The organism is Clostridium sp. YIM B02500, assembly GCF_022324665.1.
Lineage (GTDB): Bacteria > Bacillota > Clostridia > Clostridiales > Clostridiaceae > Clostridium > Clostridium beijerinckii.
Genome location: NZ_JAKGTE010000003.1, coordinates 255,869 through 268,089 on the forward strand (window position 1 = coordinate 255,869; position 12,221 = coordinate 268,089).

Annotated in this window: 14 protein-coding genes; all 14 read left to right on the forward strand. The window is 29.5% G+C overall.

The features are described 5' to 3' along the window. Positions 1 to 2 precede the first annotated feature (2 nt). Positions 3 to 632: an ATP phosphoribosyltransferase gene (gene hisG, locus L1S46_RS03830; protein ID WP_011968650.1), complete on the forward strand. Its 630-nt coding sequence runs from the start codon at positions 3 to 5 to the stop codon at positions 630 to 632. A gap of 132 nt (positions 633 to 764) precedes the next feature. Continuing rightward, on the forward strand, positions 765 to 2,063 hold the full coding sequence (gene hisD / locus L1S46_RS03835) for a histidinol dehydrogenase (RefSeq protein ID WP_238899253.1): 1,299 nt from the start codon (positions 765 to 767) through the stop codon (positions 2,061 to 2,063). Further along, positions 2,050 to 3,090, forward strand: a complete 1,041-nt coding sequence (locus tag L1S46_RS03840) for an aminotransferase class I/II-fold pyridoxal phosphate-dependent enzyme (RefSeq protein WP_238899254.1) — start codon at positions 2,050 to 2,052, stop codon at positions 3,088 to 3,090. Before hisD ends, L1S46_RS03840 begins: the two co-directional genes overlap by 14 nt. Before the next feature lie 218 nt (positions 3,091 to 3,308). Beyond that, positions 3,309 to 3,896 carry an imidazoleglycerol-phosphate dehydratase HisB gene (gene hisB / locus L1S46_RS03845; protein WP_238899255.1) on the forward strand — a complete coding sequence of 196 codons (588 nt, stop codon included), beginning with the start codon at positions 3,309 to 3,311 and terminating at the stop codon, positions 3,894 to 3,896. A gap of 128 nt (positions 3,897 to 4,024) precedes the next feature. Then, the gene (gene hisH / locus L1S46_RS03850) at positions 4,025 to 4,645 is read left to right on the forward strand and encodes an imidazole glycerol phosphate synthase subunit HisH (RefSeq protein WP_065415838.1); all 621 of its coding nucleotides are present in this window, start codon (positions 4,025 to 4,027) and stop codon (positions 4,643 to 4,645) included. After that, entirely contained in the window at positions 4,642 to 5,364 is a 723-nt protein-coding gene (hisA, locus tag L1S46_RS03855; protein WP_238899256.1) for a 1-(5-phosphoribosyl)-5-[(5-phosphoribosylamino)methylideneamino]imidazole-4-carboxamide isomerase, read from the forward strand. The genes hisH and hisA overlap by 4 nt, the downstream gene beginning before the upstream one ends. Positions 5,365 to 5,368: 4 nt before the next feature. Beyond that, a complete protein-coding gene (hisF, locus tag L1S46_RS03860; protein ID WP_238858559.1) occupies positions 5,369 to 6,130 on the forward strand; it encodes an imidazole glycerol phosphate synthase subunit HisF in 762 nt (253 codons plus the stop codon). 57 nt (positions 6,131 to 6,187) lie between these two features. Continuing rightward, entirely contained in the window at positions 6,188 to 6,517 is a 330-nt protein-coding gene (gene hisI / locus L1S46_RS03865; protein ID WP_011968657.1) for a phosphoribosyl-AMP cyclohydrolase, read from the forward strand. Positions 6,518 to 6,548: 31 nt separating this feature from the next. Beyond that, the gene (gene hisE, locus L1S46_RS03870; protein ID WP_238899257.1) at positions 6,549 to 6,875 is read left to right on the forward strand and encodes a phosphoribosyl-ATP diphosphatase; all 327 of its coding nucleotides are present in this window, start codon (positions 6,549 to 6,551) and stop codon (positions 6,873 to 6,875) included. A 646-nt stretch (positions 6,876 to 7,521) separates the two neighbouring features. Beyond that, positions 7,522 to 7,716 (forward strand): hypothetical protein, encoded by a 195-nt coding sequence (locus L1S46_RS03875; RefSeq protein WP_017211518.1) that lies wholly within the window; start codon positions 7,522 to 7,524, stop codon positions 7,714 to 7,716. Positions 7,717 to 7,845: 129 nt separating this feature from the next. Then, on the forward strand, positions 7,846 to 8,661 hold the full coding sequence (locus tag L1S46_RS03880; RefSeq protein WP_238899258.1) for a hypothetical protein: 816 nt from the start codon (positions 7,846 to 7,848) through the stop codon (positions 8,659 to 8,661). Between the two features lie 95 nt (positions 8,662 to 8,756). Then, on the forward strand, positions 8,757 to 10,040 hold the full coding sequence (gene tig / locus L1S46_RS03885; RefSeq protein ID WP_011968660.1) for a trigger factor: 1,284 nt from the start codon (positions 8,757 to 8,759) through the stop codon (positions 10,038 to 10,040). Positions 10,041 to 10,195: 155 nt separating this feature from the next. After that, complete coding sequence (gene clpP, locus L1S46_RS03890; RefSeq protein WP_011968661.1) at positions 10,196 to 10,795, forward strand: ATP-dependent Clp endopeptidase proteolytic subunit ClpP; 600 nt, start codon at positions 10,196 to 10,198, stop codon at positions 10,793 to 10,795. Positions 10,796 to 10,837: 42 nt separating this feature from the next. After that, positions 10,838 to 12,127 carry an ATP-dependent Clp protease ATP-binding subunit ClpX gene (gene clpX, locus L1S46_RS03895; RefSeq protein ID WP_011968662.1) on the forward strand — a complete coding sequence of 430 codons (1,290 nt, stop codon included), beginning with the start codon at positions 10,838 to 10,840 and terminating at the stop codon, positions 12,125 to 12,127. The last annotated feature ends 94 nt before the right edge of the window (positions 12,128 to 12,221 follow it).

Consider the following 12,221-nt stretch of genomic DNA (forward strand, 5'->3'; position numbering starts at 1 on the left):
AAATGAGCATAAGCATAGCATTAACAAAGGGAAGATTAGAAGAAGAAACCATAAAGATCTTAGATAAGGCGAAATTTGATCCTTCAGAATTAAAAAGCAAAGGTAGAAAACTTGTGTTTAAAGATAAAACGCAGGATATAAATTATTTTTTGGTAAAGGCAGCAGATTCAATAACTTATGTTGAACATGGTGTAGCTGATCTTGGAGTAGTTGGAAAAGATACTATTTTGGAAAGTGATAACAATTGCTATGAAGTTTTGGATTTGGGATTTGGAAAGTGTGGATTCATAGTAGCATCATTACCAGAAAGTGATATTTTCAAAAAAGTTGGTCATATAAAAATAGGAAGTAAATATCCAAAAGTTGCAAAGGATTATTTTAAAAAGAAAGGGATGGATGTAGAAGTTATAAAAATAGAGGGATCAGTAGAACTTGCACCAATATTAGGCCTATGTGATGGAATTGTGGATATCATGGAAACCGGAACAACTTTAAAGGAAAATGGTTTAGTTGTTATAGATAGGATTTGTGAAATAAGTGCTAGATTGATAGTGAATAAAGCTAGTTTTAAAATGAAGCAGAATGAAATATGGGATTTTATAGATAGGATTAAGAAAGTGATTAATAATTGACAAAATTCGTGAGATGTTGATAAAATTGATTATGATATCTTGAGTAATTAACAAAAAATAATAAATAAAATTTAAAGAGTATTTTTTGTTGTTATTACTTTTTTATCAAGTCAAAGGGGGGCTATTAATTATATGTTAAATTTAATGGAGATTACCGAGAGTAATAAAGAAAGCTTAATTAGTGAACTTAAAGGTAGAGTTACAGAAACGGAACAAGAGATAATCTCAAGTGTAAATAGTATTCTATCAAGAGTGAAAAAAGATGGGGATAAAGCTTTATTTGAACTTACGAAGTCATTTGATAAGGTTGAACTTAAAACTTTAGAAGTATCAACTTTTGAAATTGATGAATGTTTTAATAAAGTGGAGAAAGAGTTCATTGAAGCATTAGAAGAAGCTAAAGCAAATATAAAAGAGTATCACGAAAAACAAAAATCAAATGGATTTTTAATGACAAAAGATAAAGGAGTATACCTAGGGCAGAGAGTATTGCCTTTAGAAAGAGTTGGAGTTTATGTTCCAGGTGGAACTGCTGCTTATCCATCATCAGTGCTTATGAATGTAATACCTGCAAAAGTAGCAGGAGTAGATGAAATTGTTATGGTAACTCCACCAGATAAAAATGGAGGAATTAATCCATATATTGGAGTGGCTGCAAGAATAGCAGGAATTAATAAAATATATAAAGTTGGAGGAGCACAAGCTGTTGCAGCTTTGGCTTATGGAACAGAGAGCATTAAAAAGGTTGATAAAATTGTTGGACCAGGAAATATATTTGTTGCTACTGCAAAGAAATTAGTATTTGGAGAAGTTGATATAGATATGATTGCAGGGCCCAGTGAAATATTAGTTATTGCTGATGAGAAATCTAATCCGTGTTTTGTAGCAGCAGATTTAATGTCACAGGCAGAGCATGATAAATTAGCATCATCAATATTAATCACAACATCAAAAGAATTACACAAGAGAGTTGAGATGGAGCTAGAACGACAAGTAAAGGCTCTTGAAAGAGAAGAAATAATAAGAACCTCCCTTGAAAATTTTGGAAGTACAATAATTTGTAGAACAATAGAAGAATGTATTGACATTTCTAATTCTATAGCTCCAGAGCATTTAGAACTAATGGTAGATGATCCAATGAAATATTTAGGTATGGTTAGAAATGCGGGGTCTGTATTTTTAGGAAGATACTGTCCAGAGCCTATAGGAGATTATTTTGGGGGGACAAATCATGTATTACCTACAAGTGGTACAGCAAGGTTCTTTTCACCGTTATCAGTTGATAGTTTTATAAAAAAATCTTCTTTCATTTATTATTCAGAAGAAGCACTTATGGAAAATGGAGAAAAAATTATAACATTAGCAAGCAAGGAAGGACTTACAGCTCATGCTAATTCTGTGAAAGTGAGATTAGAGAATGGGAACTTATAATGAGTATATAAATTCGTATGATGAGTATACAATAAATCTAGATAGCAATGAAATTTATCTAGAGATGGACCCAAAGATACTAATGAAAATGAAATCTTGCTTAACTAATGTACTTTTCCATAGGTATCCTACAAATGAGATGACTACAATTAAAGAATTATATGCAAATTATGCAAATATAGAGAGCAAAAATATAATTGTAGGAAATGGGTCTGATGAGATGCTTGAACTTGTTGTAAGTAAGGCTATTAAAAATGGAAAGAAGGCATTAACTCTAGGACCAGATTTTACAATGTATGATTTTTTGGTTTCAAGATTTGGTGGAGAATTAAAGAAATATGATATAGGCAAAACTATGAATTTTAATGTTCAGGAATTTATAAATATAGGAAAACAAGAAGCCGTAGATCTAATTATCTTTTCAAATCCCAATAATCCTACTGGAATTGGAATAGAGTTAGAAGATATAGTTAATATTTTAGAAGTTTTTAAAAATACTGTTGTTCTTGTAGATGAGGCTTATTATGAATTCTACGGAAAATCAATGATTCCATATATAAATAAATATAAAAACTTGGTTGTTACAAGAACCTTGTCAAAGGCTTGGGGGCTTGCATCGTTGAGAGTAGGATTTTTGATAACTCATGAGAGTAATATTTCTGAATTATTAAATTATAAAATTCCATATACAATAAGTTCGTTTTCGCAAAATCTGGCCTCAATGGCTTTGAGATACCCAGAAAATGTTGTAAAAAATGCAAAACAAATAGTTAAACAAAGAGAAGAATTATATGAGAATTTAAAAGAGGTTGAAAAAAATGCCGCAATGAAAATACAATTCTATCCGTCAAAGGGAAACTACATCTTTGGACGAACACCTCATAAGGAAGCTCTTATTAAGGGACTTGAGAGTATGGGGATAATAATTAGAAATTTTAATGATGACAGTTTCAGAATTACAGTTGGTTCACCAATGCAAAATAGGAAAGTAGTTGAAGGAATAAAAAAGATTTTTATATATGTATAAATACTTGGCATGTTTAGGAAAAATAATAAGTTGGTATATTGATTTATTTAAAGGGATAATATTTGACTCAATAAAAAATAATTATATCATTTGTATATTATTTTCTTAGATATGCTTGACTATAGAAAGATTATGTTTTATATAGATATTATTAATTTATAGAATTCTTTTGGAAAACTATATTTAAAATACAATTATTCGTTTTAAGGAGAATTAGTATGTCAGATAGAAGCTCAAGAAGAGAAAGAATAACTAAAGAAACTAGTGTTAGAGTAGAAATTGACTTAGATGGAAACGGGAATAGTGAAATAAATACAGGGATTGGATTTCTAGACCACATGTTAACTTTGTTTTCATTTAATAGTAAGGTTGACTTGGATGTATTTGCTAAAGGAGATTCTTATGTATGCGATCATCATACAATAGAAGATATCGGAATAACATTAGGAGAAGCATTTAAAGAATCACTAGGAGATAAGCATGGCATAAACAGATATGGAACTTTTTATGTACCAATGGATGAAACGCTTGCTTTAGCGTCAATTGATGTGAGCAATAGACCCTTTTTGGTTTTTGATTGTGATTTTAAGAGAGAAAAAGTTGGTGAAATGTCAACTGAAATGGTGGTTGAGTTTTTCAGAGCCTTTGCATTTAATGCTGGAATAACACTTCATTTAAAAGCTTTATATGGTGAAAATGATCATCATAAAATAGAAGCTTTATTTAAAGCTTTTGGAAGAGCAATTAAAGAAGCTATATCTAGAAGTAGTGATAATGATATACCATCTACTAAAGGAAGCTTATAAAAAATTATAAAAGAGAAAAATGAATAATGATGATTATTTAGTAAAATATCTGTAAAGTTTGGGGAATAGAGATGCTAACTTATCATTTGTTATTCATTTTGATCTTTATTATAGGAGGGGGTTATATAATGATAGTTATAATAGACTATGGAATGGGAAACTTAAAAAGCGTTAAGAATGCCCTGGATTATCTTGGGATTGAGAATAAGATCTCATGTAGTGAAGATGAAATCAGAGATGCGGATGCATTAATATTACCAGGCGTTGGAGCATTCCCAGATGCTATGGAGACTATTGAAAAATTATCTTTAGATAAAATAATATCAGAAGAAGTAAGAAGGAATAAACCGCTTCTTGGAATATGTCTCGGTATGCAATTATTATTTGAAAATGGATTTGAAGGAATTGAAAGAAAAGGGCTCGGCTTATTAAAAGGTAGTATTATTAAAATGAAAGATGATAAAGTTAATAATATAAAGATCCCACATATTGGTTGGAATGATTTGGTTTTTAGTAGAAGCGATGAACTTTTCAGAGGTATAGATGAAGGGGGATTTGTTTATTATGTGCATTCTTATTTTGCACAAGGTTATAATGATGAAGATTTGGTAGCATACAGCGAATATGGGGAAAATAAGATACCAGGTGTAGTTAGGTGCAAAAATGTAATAGGAGCTCAATTTCATCCGGAAAAAAGTGGATCTGTAGGTTTGGCCATTTTAAAAAATTTTGGGGAGTTGATTAAATGATAATTTTACCAGCAATTGATATAATTGATGGCAAGCCAGTAAGATTGTATCAGGGAGATTATAATAAAAAAGAAATTGTTGCAGATGATGTATTTGAAACAGCAAAATCTTTTCAAGATATGGGAGCAGAATATATACATTTAGTAGATTTAGATGGGGCTAAAAGTGGAAGTAATCAAAATCATGAGCTAGTAATTAAAATTGCTAATGAGCTTAATATTCCTGTGGAACTAGGTGGAGGAATAAGATCTTTTGAAACTATTAAATATCTTTTAGATAATGGAGTAGCAAGAGTAATTCTTGGAACTATAGCAATGGAAGATGAAGAGTTACTAAAAAAGGCAATAGCAATATATGATAGCAAAATAGCAGTTGGAATAGACTGTAAAGATGGCAAAGTATATGGAAGGGGATGGCTTGCGGCCAGTGACCTTGATTATATAGAATTTGCTAAAAAGATGGAGAATATTGGTGTTAGGAATATAATAGTAACCGATATTAGTAAAGATGGAACATTAGAAGGACCTAATGCAGAAATGCTTAAAAAACTTAAGAGAACAGTAAGTATTGATATTACAGCTTCTGGTGGAATTAAGGATATTAAAAATATTAAAGAATTAAAAAACATAGACTTATATGGGGCAATAACAGGTAAAGCTATATATGCTAAAACATTGTCTTTAGAAAAAGCAATAGAAATTTCTAAAGAGGGGAGATAACTGGATGCATACTAAGAGAATTATTCCATGCCTTGATGTAAAAGAAGGAAGAGTTGTTAAAGGAATTAATTTTGAGGGATTGGTCGATGTAGGTGATCCTGTTGCACTTGCAGAATATTATAATAAGCAAGGAGCGGATGAATTAGTATTTTTAGATATAACAGCAACTCATGAAAAACGTGGCATAATGGAAAAAGTTGTTCAAAGTGTAGCTGAAAAAATTTTCATCCCATTTACAGTAGGTGGAGGACTTCAGACTTTAGATGATATAAAGTCAATACTTAGAGCAGGAGCAGATAAGGTGAGTTTAAACTCAGCAGCTGTTAGAAATAAAATGCTTATAAAAGAAGGAGCTTTCTATTTTGGAAGTCAGTGTATAGTATTGGCAGCTGATGCAAAGAAAAGATCTGATAATACAGGATGGAATGTTGTAATAAACGGAGGAAGAATTGATACAGGATTAGATCTGCTAAAGTGGATTGAGGAAGCAACAGCGCTTGGAACTGGAGAAATTCTTTTAACATCTATGGATGCAGATGGAACTAAAAAAGGCTTTGATTTGGAATTGACAAAAGCTGTAAGTGATATAACTAATGTTCCGGTAATAGCTTCAGGTGGATGCGGTTGTTTAGAAGATTTTTATGATGTATTTAAAAGTAATATAGCGGATGCAGCACTTGCCGCTTCTCTTTTTCACTATGGGGAGTTAACTGTTGATGAGGTTAAAAGATATTTACATGATAAAAATATTTCAGTACGTATATAAGTTTAAGATTATATAAAAAGCAAATAGCTAGTATATATCTGAAGGGAGAAAAATTGTATGGAGATTTGCAAGAGAGTGGAGCAAGTTGATTTTGAAAAGATGAATGGATTGATTCCAACTATAGTTCAAGATTATAAAACTAAAGAGGTTTTAATGTTAGCCTATATGTCAAAAGAAAGTTTAAATAAGACATTAGAGGATAATACAACTTGGTTTTACAGTAGAAGTAGGGATGAACTTTGGAATAAAGGAGCAACTTCGGGACATTTTCAGTATGTGAAAGAAATAAAAATAGATTGTGATAATGATACCATTTTGATATTAGCTGAGCAAGTTGGAGCGGCATGCCATACAGGAAATAGAACTTGTTTTTATAGGGATTTGTAATTTATATATGAGAAGCATTGGAGGATTAAAAATGGATGAAAATATAAAGGCTTTATATGAGACTATACTAAAAAGGAAAACAGAAGGTGAAGAGGGATCCTATACGAAGTATCTTTTTGAAAAGGGAACAAACAAGATACTAAAAAAAGTTGGAGAAGAATGCACGGAAGTTATAATTAGTTGTAAAGAAAATAATAAAGAAGAACAGATAAATGAGATTTGTGATCTTACTTATCACTTACTTGTTCTAATAGCTCAAATGGATATTTCAATTGAAGAAGTAGGAGCAGAATTGGAAAAGAGGAGAACTAAAATTAATAATTTTAAAGGTGAAAGAAAACCGATAACAAATGTTTAAATAAATTCTATTTGTAATTAAGCGGTATTATAAGTATAAAAGTAGGATTGTTTGTCTGAGCAATCCTTTTTTTGATGTTAAGATGCGGAAATCTGAATAACATAAGTTTTAGAATTACAAAATTTTAACGGTTGATTGTCAATTATAAGTTGAGTATTATAATATTAGGTAAACACAAAGTAAATTTTTTATTAATTATAGGCAAGAATACTTATAATATTAAACATAAAAAAGAAAACCTGTATATATAGTACAGGTTTTCGCATGTCCACTCGAGAAAGGAAATAAATGAACATGTTATTGTGGGTTTATAAAATTTTATGGCGATAAACCATAAAGTGTATGGGCTATTTGTTACAATATTGATAATTTAATTATACAATAATCACAAAAAAAAACAATAATTTTTTATATTATGACAATTAAAATATAAGAGAAATAAGTAAAGTTTATGTTGCTAAATAAAGGCTTTAGTATATAGAAAAAATTATAAGAAATTTATAGGTGTATAATATAGATATTATGTAGAAACTAACTTGAATTTAATGTAGATTAAGAATGAAAATATTAAATTATTATATTAATATATAAATTTAATATTGCAATATATAATTACAAAATAAAATAATATGTGTAGGAGAATGAAATGATTAAAATATATAAAGAAGAATTGTTGAAAAATACCATAGATTATGAAGAGTATTCAGAAAATGTTTGTAAATTAACACTAGAAGAACTTAAAAAAGAAGGGTTATTGGAATGTGGAGGTTGCTGCTTAAAGGGAGAAAATAAAAAAGGTAATTGCTCAAGCTGCAATAGTAAGAACAGTTGTAAAAAATAATATTATTTTTTGATCTAGGATTATATGATTATAAAAATATAAAATATGTTGTAGATTTAAACAAAAGAATAATATATAATGAATTTGTTTATATTATAATACATTAGAAAGATTTGGAGGGGGCCATCTTTGGGAAAGCCAAGTATTTTTAGTAGAGAATATGAAAAAAGGATGAAGCGAAGAAGAAGAAATGCGATAATAATATTTTTGGCAATAATATTAATAACATCTGCGCTATCAATTAAAATAGCGTATAATCCAATAGATTATAAAAATATTAAACAAAATATACAGGCATGGATTGATAGTGATACTAATAATTCTTCAGAACAGACTAAAGCAGAAAAACAAGAAACATCTGACGAAAAAAAAGATGAGGAAGTAGTTCAAGAAGAACCTCAAAAACCGGTGGAAGAATATATAAATATAACTCTAGCGAGTGGAAATGTTGCAAAAGCAATTTATGTAGATGATGCTAATACAGGAAAAGTTTTTAAAACTTTAGATACTAGCGATAATGGTGTTAGTTACAGCATAAGTCCATCTGGTAAGGAAATAATTGTGGAAGATACAAATTCAGTAATTACTCTATATAATTTAGATGGAACAAACAAGGTGATATCAAAAGATCAATATGTATCTACAAGTGGAAGTGTTTTTACTAAAGAAGCTACAATTCAATCAAATCCAAAATACTTATGGAATCAGAATCCAAAATTTATTAGTGAAGATAAAATAATATTTTTAACTAATAGGCCATATTTTGGAGCTGGAAATCTTAAAAAGTATCTATGGATGACTGATATTTCAACTAATGAAGATAAGGTTATGTGGGATTTAGCTGGAGCTAATATAGAAATTGGTGAAAAGGAAGAAAAAGGCGTTAAAATTACTGTTGATGGTAGAGTATATTTTATCGATGTAAATGGTAATTATATTCAATAGAGATAATATTAATAAATTATTTGATAAGATTTAAGTGTTTATGGTATAATGACTTAGTTAAATTAGATGCACACTATTTAGGAGGAAAGAATAAAATGAAAGCTAAAGTGGAAAAAATAGAAACAAATGTGATAAAATTAGAAATAAGGGTTGAAGCTGAAAAATTCGATGCAGCGTTAACTAAAGCTTATAATAAGAATAAGGGCAGATATAATATACCTGGATTTAGAAAAGGAAAAGTTCCTATGGCAATGGTTAAAAAGTTCTATGGAGTTGAAGTATTCTATGATGACGCTGTTAATTTTGCTATAGATGAATCATATCCAGAAGCATTAAATGCAGAAAATATTAAACCTGTAGATTACCCACAAGTTGATATAGTAGAATTAGGAGAAGGTAAAGAATTAGTTTATACTGCTACAGTTACTACTTATCCAGAAGTAGAACTTGGAGAGTATAAAGGATTAGATATAAAGAAGCCTATATATGAAGTAGAAGATACTGAAATAGATAAGCAAATTAAAGAAATGCAAGAAAAAAATGCTAGAATAGAAGTTAAAACAGAGGGAAATATAGCTAAAGGGGATATAGCTGTTATTGATTTCAAAGGATACATAGATGGAGTTGCTTTTGAAGGTGGAGAAGGCTCTGATTATTCTTTAGAAATAGGTTCTGGTACTTTCATTGATAATTTTGAAGAACAATTAATCGGTTTAGCAGTTGGGGACAAAAAAGAAGTAAATGTTACTTTCCCAGAAGCTTACGGAAAAGAAGAATTAAACGGAAAACCAGCAATGTTTGAAGTTGAAATTAAGTCAATTAAAGTTAAAGAATTGCCAGAATTAGATGATGAATTTGCTAAAGATGTATCAGCAGTTGACACATTTGCAGAATTAAAAGAAAATCTTAAAAAGACATTAGAAAAAAATAACGATGAAAAGGCAGAAAGAGAATTCGAAGAAGCTGTTATAACTGCAGTAATTGAAAACTCAAAAATGGATATTCCAGAAGTTATGGTAAATAAAGAAATTGATGCCATGATGCAAGATCTTGAAGGAAGATTAAAATATCAAGGTTTAAGCTTAGAACAATATATGGAATTCACAGGAAATACAACTGAAAAAATGAGAGACTTTATGAAAGAAAATGCAGAAAGAAAAGTTAAAGCTGATTTAGTTCTTGAAGCTATTGCAAAAACAGAAGAAATTAAAGCAACTGAAGAAGAGTTAAATGCAAGAGCTTTAGAATTAGGAAAGATTTATGGACCAAAAGACCCAGAAAAAATGGCTAAAATCTTAGTTAAGTCTCAAAGAAACATGATTGAAAAAGACATAATATTAGAAAATACTTTAAAATTCTTAAAAGAAAATTGCAAATAATTTATTTTAATATATAATATAAAATAAGAATGCTAATTATAAATTGCCAGAAAAAAATTTTTTTCTGGCAATTTATTCAAATAATAATTAACAAAGTAATAAAAAAAATATATAATTAGAATTAGAAAAAGTATAATAGTAAAAGGAGGATTTATATGGCTTTAGTACCTATGGTTGTAGAACAAACAAGTAGAGGAGAACGTTCCTATGATATATTTTCAAGATTATTAAAAGAAAGAATAATCATGTTAAGTGGAGAAGTGAATGATGATAGTGCTAATTTAATAGTAGCACAATTATTATTTTTAGAAAGTGAAGATCCAGATAAAGATATATATATATATATAAATAGTCCAGGAGGATCAATAACAGCTGGAAATGCTATATATGATACTATGCAATATATTAAGTGCGACGTATCAACAATATGTATAGGTATGGCAGCTTCAATGGGAGCATTTTTACTTTCTTCTGGAACAAAAGGAAAGAGATTTGCACTTCCAAACGCTGAAGTTATGATACATCAACCACTAGGCGGTTTTCAAGGTCAAGCAACAGATTTTGAAATACATGCTAAAAGAATATTAAAGATGAAAGAAACTTTAAATAGAATTTTAAGTGAAAATACTGGTAAGCCTTTAGAAACAATTAAAGCAGATGTAGAAAGAGATAACTTCATGTCTGCAGAAGAAGCTAAAGCTTATGGGTTAGTTGATGAAGTAATAACTACGCATAAAATAGGAAAAGATAAATAAGATTGAATTTTAAATTTATACGTTTTTAAGTGAGGTGAATGTATGGCTAAATATGATGAAAAGAAGCAGTTAAAGTGTTCTTTCTGCGGCAAAACTCAAGAACAAGTAAAAAGATTAATTGCAGGTCCAGGAGTATATATTTGTGATGAATGTATTGATTTATGTTCTGAAATTATAGCAGATGAATTCCAAGAAACTGTTGATTTTGACCCTAAAAGTGTACCAAAGCCAAATGAGATTAAAGAATACTTAGATTCTTATGTCATTGGGCAAGAAAGAGCAAAAAAATCTTTAGCAGTAGCAGTTTATAATCATTATAAAAGAATTAATACTAATAAAGAAGATATTGATGTTGAATTATCAAAAAGTAACATTTTACTACTAGGACCAACTGGTTCAGGAAAAACACTACTTGCTCAAACATTAGCAAGATTTTTAAATGTACCTTTTGCAATTGCTGATGCTACAACATTAACAGAAGCTGGATATGTTGGAGAAGATGTAGAAAATATTCTTCTTAAACTAATACAGAATGCAGATTATGATGTAGAAAAAGCTGAAAGAGGCATTATTTATATAGATGAAATAGATAAAATTGCTAGAAAATCAGAAAATCCATCTATTACTCGTGATGTATCAGGTGAAGGTGTTCAACAAGCATTGTTAAAGATACTAGAAGGAACTGTTGCATCTGTTCCTCCACAAGGTGGAAGAAAGCATCCTCATCAAGAGTTTATCCAAATAAATACTTCTAATATATTATTTATCTGTGGTGGAGCTTTTGATGGTGTTGATAAGATAATAGAAAATAGAACAAGAAAGAGTTCTATGGGATTTGGAGCACAAATTCAAGCTAAACATGAAAAGGATGTTGGAAGCTTACTAAAAGAAATTATGCCAGCAGACTTATTGAAGTTTGGGTTAATTCCTGAATTTGTTGGAAGACTTCCAATACTAGTTACTTTAGAGTCTTTAGATAAAGAAGCTTTAATTCAAATTTTAACTAAACCTAAAAATGCTCTTGTAAAGCAATATAAGAAATTATTCGAGCTAGATGATGTTAAGTTAGAGTTTGACGAAAAGTCATTAATCGCAATAGCAGAAGAAGCGATTAGCAGACAGACAGGCGCCAGAGGTTTAAGAGCTATTATTGAAGATATAATGAATGAAATAATGTATGAGATACCTTCTGATAATAGAATAACTAATGTTATAATAACTGAAGAGGCTATTAAAGAGAAAAAGCAGCCTAGAATTGAAAGAGTAGAAGAAGGAAAGATTAGACCTACTTTAGTAAAAGCTAGAACTAAGAAAGATATTGAATCAGCTTAATATTAGCGAGAATAATAAGTCAGTATATATTTTTTTATATATACTGACTTATTTAGCGTTTTTTACAAGTTTTTAGTATTTTAAATATTGGATT

Coding starts and splice junctions, on each gene's coding strand:
- hisG (WP_011968650.1), top strand. CDS start 3: ATGAGCATAAGCATAGCATTAACAAAGGGAAGATTAGAAGAAGAAACC.
- hisD (WP_238899253.1), top strand. CDS start 765: ATGTTAAATTTAATGGAGATTACCGAGAGTAATAAAGAAAGCTTAATT.
- L1S46_RS03840 (WP_238899254.1), top strand. CDS start 2,050: ATGGGAACTTATAATGAGTATATAAATTCGTATGATGAGTATACAATA.
- hisB (WP_238899255.1), top strand. CDS start 3,309: ATGTCAGATAGAAGCTCAAGAAGAGAAAGAATAACTAAAGAAACTAGT.
- hisH (WP_065415838.1), top strand. CDS start 4,025: ATGATAGTTATAATAGACTATGGAATGGGAAACTTAAAAAGCGTTAAG.
- hisA (WP_238899256.1), top strand. CDS start 4,642: ATGATAATTTTACCAGCAATTGATATAATTGATGGCAAGCCAGTAAGA.
- hisF (WP_238858559.1), top strand. CDS start 5,369: ATGCATACTAAGAGAATTATTCCATGCCTTGATGTAAAAGAAGGAAGA.
- hisI (WP_011968657.1), top strand. CDS start 6,188: ATGGAGATTTGCAAGAGAGTGGAGCAAGTTGATTTTGAAAAGATGAAT.
- hisE (WP_238899257.1), top strand. CDS start 6,549: ATGGATGAAAATATAAAGGCTTTATATGAGACTATACTAAAAAGGAAA.
- L1S46_RS03875 (WP_017211518.1), top strand. CDS start 7,522: ATGATTAAAATATATAAAGAAGAATTGTTGAAAAATACCATAGATTAT.
- tig (WP_011968660.1), top strand. CDS start 8,757: ATGAAAGCTAAAGTGGAAAAAATAGAAACAAATGTGATAAAATTAGAA.
- clpP (WP_011968661.1), top strand. CDS start 10,196: ATGGCTTTAGTACCTATGGTTGTAGAACAAACAAGTAGAGGAGAACGT.
- clpX (WP_011968662.1), top strand. CDS start 10,838: ATGGCTAAATATGATGAAAAGAAGCAGTTAAAGTGTTCTTTCTGCGGC.